Source organism: Rhizobium sp. NZLR11 (assembly GCF_019685115.1).
Taxonomy (GTDB): Bacteria; Pseudomonadota; Alphaproteobacteria; order Rhizobiales; family Rhizobiaceae; genus Rhizobium.
Genome location: NZ_JABDWD010000002.1, coordinates 313,131 through 330,145, shown reverse-complemented (window position 1 = coordinate 330,145; position 17,015 = coordinate 313,131). Strand labels below are relative to the sequence as shown.

The 17,015-nt window shown below is 61.5% G+C and carries 14 protein-coding genes; 6 read left to right on the top strand and 8 right to left on the bottom strand.

The annotated features are described in order from the left end of the window. Window positions 1–36 precede the first annotated feature (36 nt). Both HJB83_RS05360 and HJB83_RS05355 read left to right on the top strand, forming a co-directional pair. The gene (locus tag HJB83_RS05360) at window positions 37–1,110 is read left to right on the top strand and encodes a tartrate dehydrogenase (RefSeq protein WP_207584929.1); all 1,074 of its coding nucleotides are present in this window, start codon (window positions 37–39) and stop codon (window positions 1,108–1,110) included. 201 nt (window positions 1,111–1,311) lie between these two features. After that, window positions 1,312–1,788 carry an Lrp/AsnC family transcriptional regulator gene (locus HJB83_RS05355; RefSeq protein WP_007634620.1) on the top strand — a complete coding sequence of 159 codons (477 nt, stop codon included), beginning with the start codon at window positions 1,312–1,314 and terminating at the stop codon, window positions 1,786–1,788. Window positions 1,789–2,186: 398 nt separating this feature from the next. Here the strand turns inward: HJB83_RS05355 and HJB83_RS05350 are convergent, their stop codons facing one another. Both HJB83_RS05350 and HJB83_RS05345 read right to left on the bottom strand, forming a co-directional pair. Beyond that, window positions 2,187–3,563: an aspartate aminotransferase family protein gene (locus HJB83_RS05350; RefSeq protein ID WP_221159541.1), complete on the bottom strand. Its 1,377-nt coding sequence runs from the start codon at window positions 3,561–3,563 to the stop codon at window positions 2,187–2,189. 13 nt (window positions 3,564–3,576) lie between these two features. Beyond that, window positions 3,577–4,410, bottom strand: a complete 834-nt coding sequence (locus tag HJB83_RS05345; protein WP_221131379.1) for a GNAT family N-acetyltransferase — start codon at window positions 4,408–4,410, stop codon at window positions 3,577–3,579. A 395-nt stretch (window positions 4,411–4,805) separates the two neighbouring features. On the opposite strand from HJB83_RS05345, the gene HJB83_RS05340 reads away from it, so the two are divergent. Continuing rightward, window positions 4,806–5,474 carry a haloacid dehalogenase type II gene (locus tag HJB83_RS05340; protein WP_207584932.1) on the top strand — a complete coding sequence of 223 codons (669 nt, stop codon included), beginning with the start codon at window positions 4,806–4,808 and terminating at the stop codon, window positions 5,472–5,474. Window positions 5,475–5,723: 249 nt separating this feature from the next. On the opposite strand, the gene HJB83_RS05335 is transcribed toward HJB83_RS05340, so the two are convergent. The 3 genes from HJB83_RS05335 to HJB83_RS05325 all read right to left on the bottom strand — a co-directional run bounded on the left by HJB83_RS05335 (window position 5,724) and on the right by HJB83_RS05325 (window position 10,318). Next, complete coding sequence (locus HJB83_RS05335; RefSeq protein WP_207584933.1) at window positions 5,724–7,181, bottom strand: NAD-dependent succinate-semialdehyde dehydrogenase; 1,458 nt, start codon at window positions 7,179–7,181, stop codon at window positions 5,724–5,726. Between the two features lie 278 nt (window positions 7,182–7,459). After that, on the bottom strand, window positions 7,460–8,914 hold the full coding sequence (locus tag HJB83_RS05330) for an aldehyde dehydrogenase family protein (protein ID WP_207584934.1): 1,455 nt from the start codon (window positions 8,912–8,914) through the stop codon (window positions 7,460–7,462). 126 nt (window positions 8,915–9,040) lie between these two features. Next, window positions 9,041–10,318 carry an FAD-binding oxidoreductase gene (locus tag HJB83_RS05325; protein WP_221114943.1) on the bottom strand — a complete coding sequence of 426 codons (1,278 nt, stop codon included), beginning with the start codon at window positions 10,316–10,318 and terminating at the stop codon, window positions 9,041–9,043. Window positions 10,319–10,696: 378 nt separating this feature from the next. Here HJB83_RS05325 and HJB83_RS05320 point away from each other — a divergent pair, with 378 nt between their 5' ends. Then, entirely contained in the window at window positions 10,697–11,416 is a 720-nt protein-coding gene (locus tag HJB83_RS05320; protein ID WP_221131378.1) for a cupin domain-containing protein, read from the top strand. A 122-nt stretch (window positions 11,417–11,538) separates the two neighbouring features. Here the strand turns inward: HJB83_RS05320 and HJB83_RS05315 are convergent, their stop codons facing one another. From HJB83_RS05315 to argE, 3 genes are read right to left on the bottom strand one after another with little or no spacing between them, the layout of a single operon-like run. Continuing rightward, complete coding sequence (locus tag HJB83_RS05315; RefSeq protein WP_221131377.1) at window positions 11,539–11,895, bottom strand: cupin domain-containing protein; 357 nt, start codon at window positions 11,893–11,895, stop codon at window positions 11,539–11,541. A gap of 14 nt (window positions 11,896–11,909) precedes the next feature. Beyond that, window positions 11,910–12,833, bottom strand: a complete 924-nt coding sequence (locus tag HJB83_RS05310; protein WP_221131376.1) for a glyoxylate/hydroxypyruvate reductase A — start codon at window positions 12,831–12,833, stop codon at window positions 11,910–11,912. Between the two features lie 15 nt (window positions 12,834–12,848). Further along, complete coding sequence (gene argE, locus HJB83_RS05305) at window positions 12,849–13,976, bottom strand: acetylornithine deacetylase (protein WP_221131375.1); 1,128 nt, start codon at window positions 13,974–13,976, stop codon at window positions 12,849–12,851. 242 nt (window positions 13,977–14,218) lie between these two features. On the opposite strand from argE, the gene HJB83_RS05300 reads away from it, so the two are divergent. Then, a complete protein-coding gene (locus tag HJB83_RS05300; RefSeq protein ID WP_221131374.1) occupies window positions 14,219–15,094 on the top strand; it encodes a GNAT family N-acetyltransferase in 876 nt (291 codons plus the stop codon). A gap of 325 nt (window positions 15,095–15,419) precedes the next feature. Beyond that, a complete protein-coding gene (gene gabD, locus HJB83_RS05295; protein ID WP_207584941.1) occupies window positions 15,420–16,871 on the top strand; it encodes an NADP-dependent succinate-semialdehyde dehydrogenase in 1,452 nt (483 codons plus the stop codon). The last annotated feature ends 144 nt before the right edge of the window (window positions 16,872–17,015 follow it).

The window sequence follows — 17,015 nt, the reverse complement described above, 5'->3', positions numbered from 1 at the left end:
GATAAGACCTGCGGAAGATGTTACGGGAGAAAATCGATGCGTGAATACTCAATCGCAGCCATCCCCGCCGACGGGATCGGACCTGAGGTCATTGCTGCCGGGTGCACGGTGCTTGCAAGTCTGGAAAAACGTCTCGGCGACGTGAGGTTCGCCATCGAAAATTTCGACTGGGGTTCCAACTACTACAAGAAGCACGGCGTGATGATGCCGTCCGACGGACTTGAGCGGCTGAAAAAATTCGACGCGATCTATTTCGGTGCCGTCGGCGCGCCGGATGTTCCCGACCACATCACCCTCTGGGGGCTCAGACTGCCGATCTGCCAAGGCTTCGACCAATATGCCAATGTCCGGCCGACCAGGATCCTTCCGGGCATTACCCCTCCGCTGCGCAACTGCGGTGTGGGCGATCTTGACTGGGTGATTGTCCGCGAGAATTCCGAAGGCGAATACTCCGGCCATGGCGGCCGCGCCCATCGCGGCCTGCCCGAGGAAGTCGGGACCGAGGTCGCCATCTTCACGCGCGTCGGCGTCACCCGCATCATGCGCTACGCCTTCAAACTGGCGCAGGCGCGGCCGCGCAAGTTGCTGACGGTCGTGACCAAGTCGAATGCCCAACGCCACGGCATGGTCATGTGGGACGAGATCGCTGCTGAGGTGGCTGCAGAGTTTCCTGACGTCAGCTGGGACAAGATGCTGGTCGACGCCATGACGGTGCGGATGACGCTGAAGCCGCAGAGCCTCGACACGATCGTCGCGACCAACCTGCATGCCGACATCCTCTCCGACCTCGCCGGTGCGCTGGCCGGCAGCATCGGTGTCGCCCCCACTGCGAATATCGATCCGCAGCGGCGTTTTCCCTCGATGTTCGAACCGATCCATGGCTCGGCCTTCGACATCACCGGCAAGGGCATCGCCAACCCTATCGCGAGCTTCTGGACCGCCGCGCAGATGCTCGACCATCTCGGCGAGCAGGAGGCCGCGGCTCGTCTCATGCGCGCCGTCGAAGCGGTCACCGGCGCGGGCATCCTCACCCCCGACCTCGGCGGCACCGCCACGACCAAAGAGGTCACGGAGGCCGTCTGCGACGCGATCCATTCCTCCAATATCTAGAACACGGCCGCGGGGTGTCACACATCGTTGCGTCTCCGGTCAGGGGCAGCATAAAATGCTGTCTTAGGCCAAGCCGCATCCCGTTCGTCCCTCCCCGAGCCCCCGAAACGCGATCGACTCGAACCTCCAATGTGTTAGTGTTGGGAAAGTGGCGGCACAATATGCTGCGGCGTTAGCAGGTTCGACAGGCGGAGTGGAGCGATGAAACTCGACCGGATCGATATAAAAATTCTGCATGAATTGCAGAAGAATGGCCGCGTCACCAATGTCGAGCTCGCCGAGCTCGTCAACCTGTCGCCGAGCCCCTGCCTGATGCGGGTGAAGAAGCTGCAGTCGGAAGGATATATCGAGGGCTACTCCGCACAGATCAATGTCGCCAAGCTCGGACAGACGTTGACCGTTTTCACCGAGATCACCCTGAAGAACCACCGGCAGATCGATTTCGCCCGGTTTTTGACGACGGTCGAGAAGATCGACCAGGTGATCGAATGTCATCTGGTCTCCGGCGGCTACGATTATCTGTTGAAATTCGTGACGGCCGGGATCGGCGAGTACCAGACGATCATGGAGCGGCTCTCCGACATGGAGATCGGCATCGACAAGTATTTCAGCTTCGTCGTTCTGAAATCGCCGATCGTCAAGGCGCACATGCCATTGACGAGCCTATTTCCGCTCTAGAGCCTTTCCTGGTCAGCTTGAAGCATTCTGCCGGAGCAGGTTTTCGACAGGGCAGAGGCGATTGGCGACGGGCATACCCTTTGGTACGTCCGAGCCGATCGCCTCTGATCCTGGCGGAAAGATGCCCGGCCCTTCGGGTTGGCTGAAACGGGCCGCCTGCTCGACCGGCCGGCTTGGCCGTAGAGCTGAGCTACGACGCGCGCCGGCCGGTCGAGCATCCGACTCCGTTTGAGCCAACAGAATGATTCAATCTGACCAGGAAAGGCTCTAGTTTGGTGGTCGACCCCGTCAAGGGTGCGCGGCCGCGGGGGTGACAAGGGCCGGATGCTCACATGGCATCGGCCTTTGCCATATGTTTCGTTTTATCGCAGGGATCACGGAAACGGCTGCCTGCCCGCTCAGCCCTTCAGGGCCGCGCGTACATCGGGGTCAGCAAGGGTGTCGTCCAAGGTTTTGCGCGTGCGCTCGATGATCGCGTCGATGTCGGCGTCGGTGCAACAGAGCGGCGGCGCATAACCGAGGACGCCGTTGCCAAAGGCACGGATGACCAGGCCGTTTTCCCAGGCGCGGTCGAAGATCCGGCGCGCCGGATCGGCGGCTGCCGGCAACGGCGTCTTCTTCTCCTTGTCGATCACCAGTTCGATGGCGGCGAGCATGCCGCGGCCGCGCACATCGCCGACGAGCGGATGGTCCTTGAGGCCTTCAAGCCCCTGCATCAGCCTTGCGCCGGCCTTCCGGCCGTTCGCCAGGAGACCGGTTTCATAAAGGTTCAGCACTTCGAGGCCGACGGCGGCGCTGACGGGGTGGGCCGAATAGGTATAGCCGTGACCGACGGCCGCGCCACCAGCGCCATCCGCAATGGTTTGGTAGACGTGGTCGGCCATGAAGACCGCCCCCATCGGCACATAGCCGGAGGTCAGACCCTTTGCCGTGGTGATGAAGTCCGGAACGATCTCGTCCTCCTCGCATGCAAAGAGTGGGCCGGTGCGGCCGAAAGCGGTGATCACTTCGTCGGCGACAAAGAGGATGCCGAGCTCGCTGCAAAGCGCGCGCATCGCCTTGATCCAGCCCTTCGGTGGCACCAGCACGCCGCCCGAACCCTGGATGGGTTCGGCATAAAAGGCGGCGACGCATTCGGGACCGATCTCTTCGACCTTGCGACGCAGGGCTGCGAGGGAGGAGTTGATGATCGCCTGCGGGTCCTGGCCGACGGGGTTGCGATAGGCGTAGTGGGAGGGAATTTTATGCTGCCAGTCGAAGGGAATGCCGAAGCCGGCGTGGAACAGTGGAAGTGCCGTCAGCCCTGCCCCGACAGTCGAAGAACCGTGATAACCTTGCTCAAGGGAGATGAACTGGTCGCGCTGCGGCTGCCCGCGGGCGATCCAGTAATAGCGGATGAAACGGATCGTGCTGTCGACGGCATCGGATCCGCCCAGGGTGAAGTAGACATGGTTGAGGTCGCCTGGAGCCCGTTCGGCCAATGCCGCGGCAAGCCGGATCGCCGGTTCCGAGCCGAGACCGAAATAGGTTGTCGCATAGGGCAGGTCGCGCATCTGCCGCGTTGCTGCCTCGACGATCGATTCATGGCCGTAACCGGCATTGACGCACCACAGGCCGGCAAAGCCGTCGACCAGCTGCTTGCCGGAAGCATCGGTCACCGTCGCGCCTTTGGCGGAAGCGAGCACACGCACGCCGAGCTTTTCATGATTGCGGTAGGAGGCGACCGGATGCACGAGATGGGCGCGGTCGAGTTCGACAAGGGAATTGCTGTACATCATACTCTCCGGATCAGCCGAGCGCCTGGTTGGCAAGGGCGAAGATGGTGGCGACGGAATCGGCGTCTGGAATCGATGGCTTCATCATGGCGATGCCGCCACCGACATGGGCGAAGCCCTGTTCGACCAGCCAGTCGGACAGGCCGGCGGCGGCGGTGGTATCGACCCTGAGAAACACGCCGGGCCGCCGGGCGATGAAATGAGCGACGAGCGCTTTGGCGTCCTCCAGGTTCCCGGCAACGACGGGGCCGATGACCTCGCCCCGGCCGAAGGTGCGGATGACCGCAAAACCGGTGACGCCTCCGCTACGGCGGACGACGGCAAATTCCCCGACCTTGGCGAGATATGCGATCAGATCGGCGCGATCGGCGCCGAAGGCCTGTCGATCGAGTTCGGTGATCGCGGGAGAATCGGCAATGGCGGCGGCTGACGTCGCCATCGGCGCGGCGAGTTCTGCTGCGATGCCTTGGTGCTGCAGAATGCGGCCGGTCTGGCGGAAGCCGAGCTTCTCATAGAGCGGAAGGCCGTCGGCGGTCGCAACAAGCCGGAGCGGGCGTTTGCCGGCAAGCTCTATTGCGGCATCCATCAGCCTGCGGCCAAGCCCGCGGCCGCGCATGGCTTCATCGACGATGACCATGTTGATCGTGGCGCACTCTTGCTTGTAGGGGGTCATGAGCACGGTGCCGACCACCCGGTCGTTCTCGATCGCCACAACGCCTTCGCTCAAGGCAAGCGCCATCTGCCAATCCTCAGGGCGATGGGGCCAGCCTGCCTGCCGCGACAGGTTGAGAGCGGCACCCAGGTGTTCGGTGCCGAAAGCGGCGAAATCGATCTGGCTTGTCTGCATGACACTTCCTTCATTTCCTGGGTGGAAGTGTGAAGGAGTGCGGGTTGGCTAATCGTCTGAAGGCTACGCTCTGAGCGGTATCTTATCGTTTTCCCTTTGTCGCCCGCCGCATCTTATGCTGGCATGTAGGCTCCACGGGGCGGATCTCGCGCAAAATTCGCTGCACTCGCCGCAACGAGCCGGTGAAAACAGTGGGATATAGCATGGGTGACGTAGTCAATCGTCCGCCGCCCTTCCGCGCCCGCCAGCCGGCGGGGGTCCGCAACCATCTGCCAAAGCCACCTTTCGATACGAAATAATCTGCTTCGTTAGCCGCCACATTCAGGCGAGCCGAGGGGCGGGCCGCGTCTATCATGGGTTCAAATGCCCCGGTCCACTCTCCAAAGGATATGCCCATGACCCTGTCGCGTCCGAAATACATCACCTTCGACTGCTACGGTACGCTGACCAACTTCCAGATGGCGGAAGCGGCACACGACCTTTACCGCGACCAGCTCGATGAACCCCGCATGGCCGAGTTCATCCGGAATTTCGCCGCCTATCGCCTCGACGAGGTCCTGGGCGACTGGAAACCCTATGCCGAGGTCGTTCACAATTCGATCGAGCGCAGTTGCAAGCGCAACGGCGTCAAGTTCAACGACGAAGATGCCCGCACGGTCTATGAGCGGGTGCCGACTTGGGGGCCGCATGCGGATGTGCCGGCGGGTCTTGCGAAGGTTGCCAAGGAGATCCCGCTGGTGATCCTGTCGAACGCGATGAATTCGCAGATCATGTCGAACGTCGAAAAGCTCGGTGCGCCCTTCCATGCGGTCTACACGGCCGAACAGGCGCAGGCCTACAAGCCGCGCCTGCAGGCCTTTGAATACCTGTTCGACATGCTCTGCTGCGACCCCGAAGATGTCGTCCATTGCTCCTCCTCGTTCCGTTACGATCATATGTCGGCTAACGATATCGGCATCAAGAACAAGGTGTGGGTGAACCGCGGCCACGAGCCCGCCAACCCGTTCTATGGTTACGTCGAGATCGCCGACATCTCCGGCCTCCCCGGTGTTTTCGGTCTCTAAAGCCAACGAAGGAAAGCGCGGGCGGCTTTTCCGCCCGCGCTTGTTTTTAAGTATCGGCCGGGCTCGCAGGCCGCCAAGGCAATTCGTTGCGGTAACGTCATGAAGTCGTGTTGCCGGTACTGGCAAGGTCGATTGTCGACCGCCCGGCCGGTGCCTAATCCGTATCCGTTCGCCCGCCGTGAAGTAAAAATGTGGCGCTCCCGCGTGCGCCACATTGCTGCTGGTTCTCACCTCATGATCGTTTCGGGCTCAGCTCAGCCCACCAATGTGGAAGCTCTTCATTTCGAGATATTCCTCGATGCCAACCTGGGCTCCCTCCCGGCCGAGGCCAGACTGCTTGACGCCGCCGAAAGGGGCGACTTCGGTCGAGATCGCGCCGGTGTTGAGCCCGATCATGCCGAATTCGAGCGCCTCGCCGACGCGCCAGGAGCGCTTCAGGTTTTCGGTGTAGAAGTAGGCGGCAAGGCCGAAGGGTGTGCCGTTGGCGATTGTGATCGCTTCGTCTTCCGTCTCGAAGCGGAAGAGCGGTGCAACCGGGCCGAAGGTCTCTTCGCTGGCAAGCAGCATGTCGGTTGTCGCCTCCGTCAGCACCATCGGCGCGGCGTATTGCCTGCCTTCCGCCACCGTGCTGCCCCGTGCGGCGATCTTGGCGCCTTTGGCCAGAGCGTCGTCGACATGGCGGTTGATCTTCTCGATCGCCGCAGCGTTGATCATCGGGCCGATGACATTGCCCGGCTCCGTACCGGGGCCGACCTTCATGGCGTTGACGCTGGCGCCGAGTTTCTCGGCAAAGGCATCATACACGCCGGCCTGTACCAAGATGCGGTTGGCGCAGACGCAGGTCTGGCCGCCGTTGCGGAACTTGGACAGGATTGCGCCTTCGACCGCGAGATCGAGATCGGCATCATCGAAGACGATGAACGGCGCATTGCCGCCGAGTTCGAGGGAGAGCCGCTTGACGCTGTCGGCGGCGCCGCGCATCAGAAGCGAGCCGATCCGGGTCGAGCCGGTGAAGGAGATTTTCCGCACCGTCGCGTTTGCCATGAACTCGTTGCCGATCTCAGTCGGCATGCCGGTGACGATATTGATCACCCCTGCCGGAATGCCGGCGCGCTCGGCAAGGATACCCATGGCGAGCGCCGAATAGGGGGTGAATTCCGAAGGCTTGATGACAACCGTGCAGCCGGCCGCCAAGGCGGGCGCCACCTTTCGGGTGATCATCGCGATCGGAAAATTCCACGGGGTGACGATCGCGCAGACGCCGACCGCTTCCTTGAGGACGATGATGCGGCGATCCGGTGTTGGCGAGGGAATGGTGTGGCCGCCGATGCGGCGGGCTTCTTCGGCAAACCATTTGACGAAGGAGGCACCGTAACGGACCTCGGCGCGAGATTCATCGAGAGGCTTGCCCTGCTCGAGCGTGATGAGCAGCGCAAGATCCTGGAGATTTTCGATCATCAGCGCATACCAACGCTCGAGCAGAACCGCACGCTCGGCATGCGTCCTCTTCTTCCATAGGGTGAAAGCGGCCTGGGCTGCGCCGATCGCCGCGCGGGTCTCGGCGGTTCCCATATCCGGGACAGTGCCAAGGCTTGCCTGGGTGGCCGGATTGGCGACGCTCACCGTTTTGCCCGACGCTGCCCTCGACCAGATCCCGTCGATCAGGCCGGCCTGCTGAAAAAGGTCTTTGTCTTTCAACTCAAGCATATCGTTTCCTCTCGGACCATTGGTCGTCGGCTGCAAGAGCCACCGTGATGGATGAATTTCGTCCCGTGCCGCCATCGCAGCCCTCGACGTGTTCCCGGGCTGAGCTTAGCGAAACAGGGCAAGCAGCATGCATCGACTGCGGGTGCCAGAGCGGTGGAAAATAACGTTTTGCGCGAGGCGACAGTCAGATTCGGTTGTTGCCTTGACGCTTCGGCTGATGGCCTTCAAAGGTCGGGAGGACGTGCAGAAGGAGCCATCGGCCAGCGTTGACGGATGCCCTAGAAGTATCCGAGGATGGATTTGACTTCGAGGTATTCGAGCATGCCCTCAATGCCGAATTCGCGTCCATTTCCAGATTGTTTGAAGCCGCCAAAAGGCGCGTGTGGATCCCAGGCCGGATAGTTGAGATGCACTTGTCCGCAGCGGATCTGTGAGGCGACGTCCTTGACGATGTCTATATTCTTGCCCTGCACATGCGCAGCCAGGCCGTAGACGGTATGGTTGGCGATGGCGATGGCTTCGTCCACCGTGTCGTAGGGAATAAGGCAGAGGACCGGGCCGAAGATTTCCTCCTGGGCGATGCGCATGTCTGTGCGCACGTCCGAGAAAACCGTCGGTTTAACGTAGAACCCGGCATTCAGACCGGCTGGGCGACCCTCTCCGCCGGCAACGAGCGTAGCGCCTTCCGCAATTCCGACGCCGATCATGGTCTGGATCCGATCGAACTGGGCGCGGTTGGCGATCGCACCGTGCGTGGTGGCGTTTGAACGGGGATCACCGACGACGATCTCATCTGCGGCCCTCTTGGCAAGCGACTCGATCTCGGAGAGCCGCGTGCACGGTACGATCATCCGCGTCGGCGCGCTGCATGATTGGCCGAGATTGCGGAAAGCAGCCGCTATGCCTAAGGAAACGGCTCGATCGAGATCGGCGTCCGGCAGGACCACGTTCGGTGACTTGCCGCCAAGCTCCTGCGCGACGCGCTTGACAGTCGGCGCGGCAGCCTGAGCCACCGCGATACCGGCGCGGGTTGAGCCGGTAATGGAAATCATGTCGACATCGGGATGCGACGCGAGGACCGAACCGACGGACGGGCCGTCACCATTGATGAGGTTGAAGACGCCGGAGGGGAAGCCGGCGTCCTCGATCGCCTCAGCAAACAGCAGCGCGTTGAGGGGAGAAAGCTCGCTGGGCTTCAGCACGACAGTACAGCCTGCGGCGAGTGCCGGCGAAACTTTGGCAGTGATCTGGTAGAGCGGCCAGTTCCATGGCGTGATCAGTGCGCAGACACCGATCGGTTCGTGGGTGATGGCGGTGTGGCCGCGCTGCTTGACGAAGGGGAAGGCTTCCAGGACCTCGCGAGCGACCTTGACATGGGCGACCGCCAGCGGCACCTGCGCGGTGCGCGAATATCCGATCGCCGCGCCCATTTCGAGGCTCAGGCACTGCGCAAACAGTTCGCTACGGGCTTCGAGCAGCGCCTGCAGGCGCTCAAGCAGGCCCGCGCGGTATTCCGGTTTGGTGCGGCTCCAGGTGGCGAAGGCCCGTCGGGCGGCGGAAACAGCCGCATCGACATCCTCGGCGTTTCCGAGCGCAAAGTGGGTCACCACCTCTTCCGTGGCAGGGTTGACCACGACGCCCTTGGCGGTGCCCTTGGGTTCGAGCCATCGACCGTCGATGAAGAACTTGTCCAGACGACCGTTGCGGGACAGGTGTTCGAGAGGCGTGATCATCTTACAAGGTCCTTCATGCGGCAATTGCGCGGAGGATCGGCAGGGACCAGGGGTGGCCGTCCATGACGTCGTCGGCCGTCCCCAGGTGAGGCCGTCTAGCCGCGACCGGGGCGGCGCCAGGATCGGTCAGGGCAGCAGGTCCTTCATGCGGTAATAGGTGCCGACGATCGGCAGGAACCACGGATTCCCGGTATGCATCGGAACGGCGGGCCAGGCGAAGCCGTCGAGTGGATTGGCGTCTTTGCGCCCCATCGCCATATTCGCCAGGGCGTTACCCATGAAGGTCGACAACTGGGCTCCGTGGCCGGAATAGCCCATGCTGTAAATCACACCCTCGGCGCTGCCCGCGCGGGGATAACGGTCTTGCGTGCAACCGACGAGGCCGCCCCAGCAATAGTCGATCTCGACGTCGGCAAGCTGCGGAAACATGCCGAGCATCTGCTGGCGCAGAAGCTGGCCAGAGCTGACGTCGGTTTTCTGGTTCGACACAGTCGAAAATCTTGCCCTCCCCCCGAACAGCATGCGGTTGTCGGGCGTCAGGCGGAAATAGTTGGCGATGTTGAGCGAGTTGGTGAAGTTGCGGTTGCCCGGAACCGTCGCGGCGACCTCCTGCGGCGTGAGCGGGCGCGTCGCAATGATGAAGGAAGCGATCGGCATGAGCCTCCGGCGGAAATAGTTAAAGACGCTTGGCGTATAGGCATCGGTCGCCAGGATGACCTGGCGCGCAGTAAGCGAGCCGGTCGGTGTGGTTAGCCGCCATCCATTCGGCACGCGTTCGCGGCCGGTGACCGGGTTTCGCTCCCAGATCGCAGCACCATGGCGACGGGCCGCCTGCGCCACGCCGTTGGCGTAGCGTCCCATGTGCATCATGGCGGATTTCGGATAGAGAATCCCACCATGGAAGGCATCCGATAGCACCTCCTTGCGGAGGTCCTCACGCGTGAGCCATTCGGCTGACGGGTCGACCTCGCGACGGATTTCGTCTGACATCGCCTGCAGCTTGCCGACATGAGAGGGCTTCGAGGCAAGCTTGAGCTTGCCGCCCCTGCGGAAATCGCAGGCGATCTTTTCTTCCTCGATGATCCGTTCGATCATGTCGATCGAGTCATCATAGGCTCGCCACAAGCGCCGCGCCCGGTCTTCTCCGAGATGCTGCCTGGCGGCACTGAAGCTTGCGAAATGACCGCTGTTAAGGTGCCCTCCATTGCGGCCGGAGGCACCATACCCGACGTGCTCGGCTTCCAACAGAGCGACCTTCACACCGGATTGCGCCAGTGTGCGCGCGGCGTTGAGCCCCGTGAAGCCGGCGCCGATCACTGCAACCTCGAAATCTCCCGAGACGGGGTCGACGATGCCTCCTGCGAATGGGATTGAGGTGTCATGCCAGTAGGAAGCAAATTTCATTGGCGCATGCCCTTATGCTCGTCTGATCCGAATGCCTGAAGTATATGCCTGCTTGCGCTGGAGAGGTGCGGCGCAGGCGGCCTTGTTTCGCAACAATTGCCTGTGTTGGGGGCAGCAAACCACAGGATATTCTGTTTATGCGCCAACTCCGCAGCCCACCCCTTGAAGCCACAGATTAGGATCTACGCAGAATTCGGTCCCGAGGTGCTTCCAGGAGTAGACCATGTCCGATGATGCTCTGCTGTTGCCGAAGTGCTGCTGCATCGGGCCGACTCCAAAGGACTGGGAACGAGCCTGGCCTGGCCTGATAAATCGGCTTGCGGCCCGTCGGCACCAGCACCAGACCTATGAATGTCGCACCAAATTGGGAGTCAGACGATGACCGGTAAGACCATCCTCCTCTTCGAGGCGAAAAGCGGATCTGCTCCGGAAGGCCAGCGACGCACCTTAGGGCCAGACGACATATTCGGAGCCGGCCGCAATATCGTCTGGAGCGCTTCGGGCGGGGTTTCCGCCGGATCCGTGCATTTGAACGGAAAGACCTCGATCGCCAGCTTTCCCCATACGGAATCCCTGGTTGTCGTGGCAGGGCGACTTGTCCTGCATTCGGGCGGCTCAACATTTGATCTCACATCCGGCGACAGCGTGGTCATCGGCCGGGGCAGCGACATCACGGCGGAAGCGGAAAAAGGCACCCGCTGGATCTTCTGTGCGACGACCGCGGCAACATTGAGCACGCAAGGCGTCGTTGCGATCGATAGGCAGGTTGCACTTGCCCCCTCCCCGCCGCCTCCGGCGCAGTTCGTGGAGGGGGACACACCTCAGTGCAGTCACTTCAGGGCATTTTCCGACGAGGCGGTCGGCTTTCGAACAGGTGTCTGGGCGACGACGCCGCACGTCCGGCTGTCGCGCCCTCATCCCGTCCATGAATTGATGTACATCCTGGAGGGGCAGGCTGATGTGACCGATGGAGACGGTACGAAAACGTCAGTCGAGGCGGGAGACGCGATCTTCGTCGGTCGCGGGACGATCAACCGCCTATCGATCCACGGCAACCTCAAGAAGATCTTCGCCATCGTCGAAGGCCTGGAGATTTGACCGGATCAGCGGCCTCGTCTGCGGATAGGACGCCGAATGTTGAGGCTTACCCTTCTGCCGGCCTTCGGTGCTTCTATGCGGCAGGCGCGCCCATCTTTCGGGCGAGCGCCGTTGGCAGTCGTTCAGTCGTAAACGCAGACGTAGATCTTGCGCATGGTCTCGATGGTACGCCAGACGCCGACAAAACCGGGCTTCATCACGAAGCTATCGCCGGCACGGTAAGTCTTCGTCTCGCCGTCTTTTTCGTCGATTTCAACGACACCGGAAATGATGTGACAGAACTCGTAGACCGTGCCCTTGATGGAATGGTGCTCGCCGGGCGTCGCTTCCCAAATGCCGGTCAGCACCTTCTCGCCTTTTGAGGCATCTTGCGCCCAGGTCTTGTAGGCGGGATTGCCTGAAATCAGCCGTTCTGCGTCCGGCAAGGCCTGTTTGGGGGTGAAATTTGGATCGATATCGATAGTCAGAAGAAGCGACATGTCATTTTCCTCGTTTAATAACCGCGTGTCCGATCGACCAGGCCGATCAGCTTTTCGCCGGCGCGGTGGCGCCGAATATTTTCAGTGACCGATTGCGCTGCCGTTTCCGGTTGCGTGACGGAGGCGATGTGCGGCGTAATCGCTACTTTCGGATGTTGCCAGAGTGGATGTTCTGCCGGCAGCGGCTCGGGATCGGTGACATCGAGAATCGCCGCGGCAAGACGGCCGCTATCGAGAGCCTCGATCAAAGCCGCGTGGTCAAGGTGCGGCCCGCGGCCCACATGCAACAGCCGTGCGCCGCCCGGCAGCTGTGCGAAGAGCTCGGCATTGAGGATGCCGCGCGTCTCGTCGGTCAGCGGCAGCAGACAGACCAGGACGTCGGTCTTCGCCAAAAAGTCGGCCAGTCCATCCGTGCCATGATGGCAGGTGACGCCGTCGATTTGCTTCTTGCTTCGGCTCCATGCTGCGAGTGGAAATTGGAAGGGCTTCAAGCGTTCGATCGCCGCCTGCGCCAGGATGCCGAGGCCCAGGAAACCTATTCGGCGCTGTGCGGCCTGCGGCGCGGCGAGCGTCTGCCAGACAGACTGTCGCTGCAGCTCCCGGTAAGCGAGCATCTCCCGGTGGAGCGTCAGGACGCCGAGAGTGACGTATTCCTGCATCATCCGGATAATGCCGTCCTCGACCATGCGGACGACCGCTACGTGGTCCGGTAGGCTGTCTTGTTTGAGCTGATCGACGCCGGCGCCGATGCAAAACAAAACTTCCAAATTGCGGTAACGCGAGATATCGCTGGGGATCGTCCATGTCAGAAGATACCGCACCCTTTGCGGATCCACCGGCTGGCCCCGCCCGACGAACTCCAGATCCGGCAGTTCGCGCGCAAAAATCTCCTGGAAGATCGCACCGCGTGTGGCATCGGAGTTGAAGAGAAACGCCATGAAAATCGCCTTCTTTCAGCCTTCGGCAAGATGGGCGCCGAGTTCTTCGATCATCGTCTGGCATGCTGCGAGTTCGCCAAGCTCGATGTATTCGTCAGGGCGGTGTGCGCGACCAATATCCCCAGGACCGCAGATGATGGAATCGATGCCAGCCTGCTGGTAGAGCCCGGCCTCCGTGCCATAGCTTACGGCGGCAAGCGGCTCCTGCCCCGTCAATTTCATCAGCAGCGCTGCGAGGTCGCTGCCTGCGGGGAGCGCCAGTCCGGGGTAAGCGCTCAGCTCGTGCCAGCCCACCTCGAAACCCTGGACTTTGAGAGCAGCGAGCCTCGCCCTTACCGGCTCCAGCAGAGATGACGGGGAGATACCGGGCACAGCGCGGGCCTCGATATCGGCGGTGCAGCGATCCGGGATGATATTGACCGCCTGGCCGCCGGTAATGACACCAACCTGCAATGACGAGTAGGGAGGCGCGAAATCATCGTGGAACGGACCGTTCGTCAGGGACTTGCCGTATTCCGCAACCTCGGTGATCAGATTGGCCATGGCATGAATGGCGTTTAGTCCGAGATCCGGACGGGAAGAATGCCCCGAGCGCCCGATCACCTCGAGGCGGACAGCTGCTTTGCCTTTGTGCGCCCGGACGGCCTGCATCCGGCTCGGCTCACCGATGATTGCGCCCAGCGGGGCATTGCACAGGTTTGGCAGCTCAGCGATGAGATGCGGTACGCCGCGGCTGCCTGCCTCCTCGTCATAGGAGAAGGCAAGGTGAATTGGCCGCCGCAGGTTCATGGCGGCAAGCTTCGGCAATGCGGCCAAGGCGCAGGCGAGAAAGCCTTTCATGTCGCTGGTGCCACGTCCGAAAAGTCTGTCCCCCTCAGCGCGCAGAACGAAAGGATCCGAACTCCATTCCCGTTCGCCGGCCGGCACGACATCCATGTGCCCGGACAGAATGTAACCCTGGCCTTCGCGCGGTCCGGCGGTCGCGAAAAGGTTGTACCGGTCACCTTCCGGGCCGAGATGGACTGTCACATCGGCTCCCGCCTTCCGGCAATAGTCACGTATCCAGTCGGTAATCGCGCCATTCGGCGTGCCGACAACGGAGGGGAATGCGATCAACCTTGCGAGAATTTCTTTGACGTCCATGGGAGTGACCAAGTTGCCTTCAGAGTGGTCTAGATGTTACCTAGCCTAAGCGCAGGGATGCGTTTTACCTGCTGAGTAGGGCTTCGGTTCAGCTGAAGATTTCGAATTGTTGCGATGAACAAGCCAATCCTGCCGGCCTTGGTGTGCAATATTGTGACTTGGTTGCAATCGGCGCATGATCAAAGACACTGTCTACCTCCAGTGGAGCTTGGTGATCCGGCGAACGGAGCGGATATCCGAAAATGCAAAAATCAGTGCGCCTGAAATCATTCGAATTGATCGCGCAGGATATAAACAGTGTCGATGTCAGCCTGCTTCACGCGCTGTCGATCGGCGTCGGCTGGCCGCACCGGCCCAAAGACTGGGATCTCCTGCGGCGCGCTGGGCTTGGCATCGTTGCGGTCGATGGCATAGGACGCGTCTTCGGAAGTGCGATGTGGTTTCCGCATGGCGATGATTTCGCCACGATCGGGCTGGTGATCACCTCGCCTCGCACGCAGGCGCAAGGGACCGGGCGATGGCTCATGGACCAAGTGTTCGAGCAGTGCGGCGACCGCAATCTGAGCTTGAATTCGACCCATGCAGCTTACAGACTTTATGTTTCGCTCGATTTCACCAAGGAAGCGATTGTCTATCAGTACCAGGGAGATGTCGGACCGAAGCTTCCTCCCCTGCCGGAGCTGAATGGGCAGTTGAGCGAACCGTCCAGCGATAAAATCGAGGAGATCAACGCTCTCGATACGCGAGCCTTCGGCACCGATCGCGGCAAGTTGATCGCTTTGCTTGCTGAGGGGGCGTCCATTTGCACACTCCGGCGAGGCGACGAAATCGTCGGCTATTCCATGTGCCGCGAGTTCGGGCGTGGCCATGTGATTGGTCCGATCGTGGCAAGCAATGATCAGGACGCGATCAATCTTGCCGCCGTGCATCTCAAGGATTTGGCAGGCGGGTTCGCACGTGTTGATACCCGAGAGAAAGGCCTGTTCGCCGAGTTCCTTCAACAGAGCCGGCTCGCCGTCTCCGATACCGTTACGACCATGTCCAAGGGGCGTAATTTCTTAAATAGGCAGAGCGGCGAACCGGCGGTTTATGGTTTGGCCGGCCATGCGCTAAGCTAGTGTAATGGACTGGCGAAATCTAATTTTACGCTGATGGATTACCTTCTCCCCCGTACTGACGGGCAGAAGGGACGTGCCCTACAAGACCCTGGTGACGGAGAGGCTGCGGCATTCGCCCCGTTTACGGGGGTCCGAAGGACGGGTCGAGACCCGTGGCTCGACCCCGGTCGGTGGCGGCAGCCGGATGGGCAGTTGTCCGCGATCGCGTGCCTGAGGTGTCGAGCGCATTCCCGCAAAATTGTGTGGTGGATTGCACAAACACGAAAAGAGATAGAGCATCCCCGCGACTCGAAGAAACAGAAATGGTCTATCTGAGGAGACAGTCATGGAATTGAAGGACGCAACTTTGTTTCGGCAGGCCGCATTGGTCGGCGGCGATTGGATCGAGGCCGGGGACAATGCGATCGCCGTGGATAATCCCGCGACCGGCGAGATCATCGGCCGCGTTCCCAATCTGGGGGCTGCGGAAACCAAGGCGGCGATTGCCGCAGCCGAGATTGCGCAGAAGGAATGGGCAGCCCGCACCGCCAAGGAACGGTCGGTGATCCTGCGGCGCTGGTTCCAGCTGATGATGGACAATCAGGACGATCTCGGCCGCATCCTGACATCAGAACAGGGCAAGCCGCTTGCTGAGGCCAAGGGCGAGATCGCCTATGGCGCGAGTTTCATCGAATGGTTTGCCGAGGAGGCGCGGCGTGTCTACGGCGACATCGTTCCCGGCCATCAGAAGGACAAGCGCATTCTGGTGATGAAGCAGCCGATCGGTGTCGTTGCCGCCATCACCCCGTGGAATTTCCCGAATGCGATGATCACCCGCAAGGCGGGGCCGGCCTTTGCCGCCGGCTGCGCCATGGTGTTGAAGCCGGCCTCGCAGACGCCCTTTTCGGCAATTGCCATTGCCATCCTTGCCGAGCGCGCCGGCTTCCCCAAAGGCCTGTTCAGCGTCTTGACCGGCTCGGCGCGCGCCATCGGTGGCGAGATGACCGCAAGCCCCGTCGTACGCAAGCTGACCTTCACCGGCTCGACCGAAGTCGGCACCGAGCTTTACAGGCAGAGCGCCGCGACCATCAAGAAGCTTGGGCTGGAACTCGGCGGCAACGCCCCCTTCATCGTCTTCGACGATGCCGATCTCGATGCGGCCGTGGAAGGTGCTTTGATCGCCAAGTTCCGCAACAACGGCCAGACCTGCGTCTGCGCCAACCGCCTCTATGTGCAGGAGGGTGTCTATGACGCCTTTGCCGAGAAGTTGTCGAAGGCCGTCGGAGCGCTGAAGACCGGCAACGGCTTCGACGAGGGCATCAATCTCGGCCCGCTGATCGACGAGGCAGCACTTGCCAAGGTCGAAGAGCATGTCGCCGATGCGCTTTCCAAGGGCGGCCGGGTCATTGCCGGCGGGCATCGCCATCGGCTCGGCGGGCGCTTCTATGAGGCGACGGTGCTGGCCGACGTCGCCGCTGGCATGGCTGTGGCGAAGGAAGAGACGTTCGGACCGGTGGCTCCACTCTTCCGCTTCAAGGACGAAGGCGATGTGATCGCCCAGGCCAACGACACCGAGTTCGGTCTCGCCTCCTATTTCTACGCCAAGGATCTCGCCCGGGTCTTCCGGGTCGCCGAAGCGCTGGAATACGGCATGGTCGGCGTCAATACCGGGCTGATCTCGACGGCCGAAGCCCCCTTCGGCGGCGTCAAGCTCTCCGGCCTCGGCCGCGAAGGCTCGAAATACGGCATCGAGGAATTCACCGAAATCAAATATGTCTGCCTCGGCGGCATCGCCTGAGGCCAAAACAAGGCCCAAGACAAGCATAGCCCATCCACGATTTCTGTTCTTTTCGAGAAACGGCCGTCATGGCTATGGGCTTGCCGTCGAGGCGGCGTCATCGACCTGTCGGCTCACCACGGTGCAAGCTGAGCATCGTGGAGG

What these genes read in the sequence shown, in the direction of transcription:
- HJB83_RS05360 (WP_207584929.1), top strand. Translation starts at nt 37, where the DNA reads ATGCGTGAATACTCAATCGCAGCCATCCCCGCCGACGGGATCGGACCT.
- HJB83_RS05355 (WP_007634620.1), top strand. Translation starts at nt 1,312, where the DNA reads ATGAAACTCGACCGGATCGATATAAAAATTCTGCATGAATTGCAGAAG.
- HJB83_RS05350 (WP_221159541.1), bottom strand. Translation starts at nt 3,563, where the DNA reads ATGTACAGCAATTCCCTTGTCGAACTCGACCGCGCCCATCTCGTGCAT.
- HJB83_RS05345 (WP_221131379.1), bottom strand. Translation starts at nt 4,410, where the DNA reads ATGCAGACAAGCCAGATCGATTTCGCCGCTTTCGGCACCGAACACCTG.
- HJB83_RS05340 (WP_207584932.1), top strand. Translation starts at nt 4,806, where the DNA reads ATGACCCTGTCGCGTCCGAAATACATCACCTTCGACTGCTACGGTACG.
- HJB83_RS05335 (WP_207584933.1), bottom strand. Translation starts at nt 7,181, where the DNA reads ATGCTTGAGTTGAAAGACAAAGACCTTTTTCAGCAGGCCGGCCTGATC.
- HJB83_RS05330 (WP_207584934.1), bottom strand. Translation starts at nt 8,914, where the DNA reads ATGATCACGCCTCTCGAACACCTGTCCCGCAACGGTCGTCTGGACAAG.
- HJB83_RS05325 (WP_221114943.1), bottom strand. Translation starts at nt 10,318, where the DNA reads ATGAAATTTGCTTCCTACTGGCATGACACCTCAATCCCATTCGCAGGA.
- HJB83_RS05320 (WP_221131378.1), top strand. Translation starts at nt 10,697, where the DNA reads ATGACCGGTAAGACCATCCTCCTCTTCGAGGCGAAAAGCGGATCTGCT.
- HJB83_RS05315 (WP_221131377.1), bottom strand. Translation starts at nt 11,895, where the DNA reads ATGTCGCTTCTTCTGACTATCGATATCGATCCAAATTTCACCCCCAAA.
- HJB83_RS05310 (WP_221131376.1), bottom strand. Translation starts at nt 12,833, where the DNA reads ATGGCGTTTCTCTTCAACTCCGATGCCACACGCGGTGCGATCTTCCAG.
- argE (WP_221131375.1), bottom strand. Translation starts at nt 13,976, where the DNA reads ATGGACGTCAAAGAAATTCTCGCAAGGTTGATCGCATTCCCCTCCGTT.
- HJB83_RS05300 (WP_221131374.1), top strand. Translation starts at nt 14,219, where the DNA reads ATGCAAAAATCAGTGCGCCTGAAATCATTCGAATTGATCGCGCAGGAT.
- gabD (WP_207584941.1), top strand. Translation starts at nt 15,420, where the DNA reads ATGGAATTGAAGGACGCAACTTTGTTTCGGCAGGCCGCATTGGTCGGC.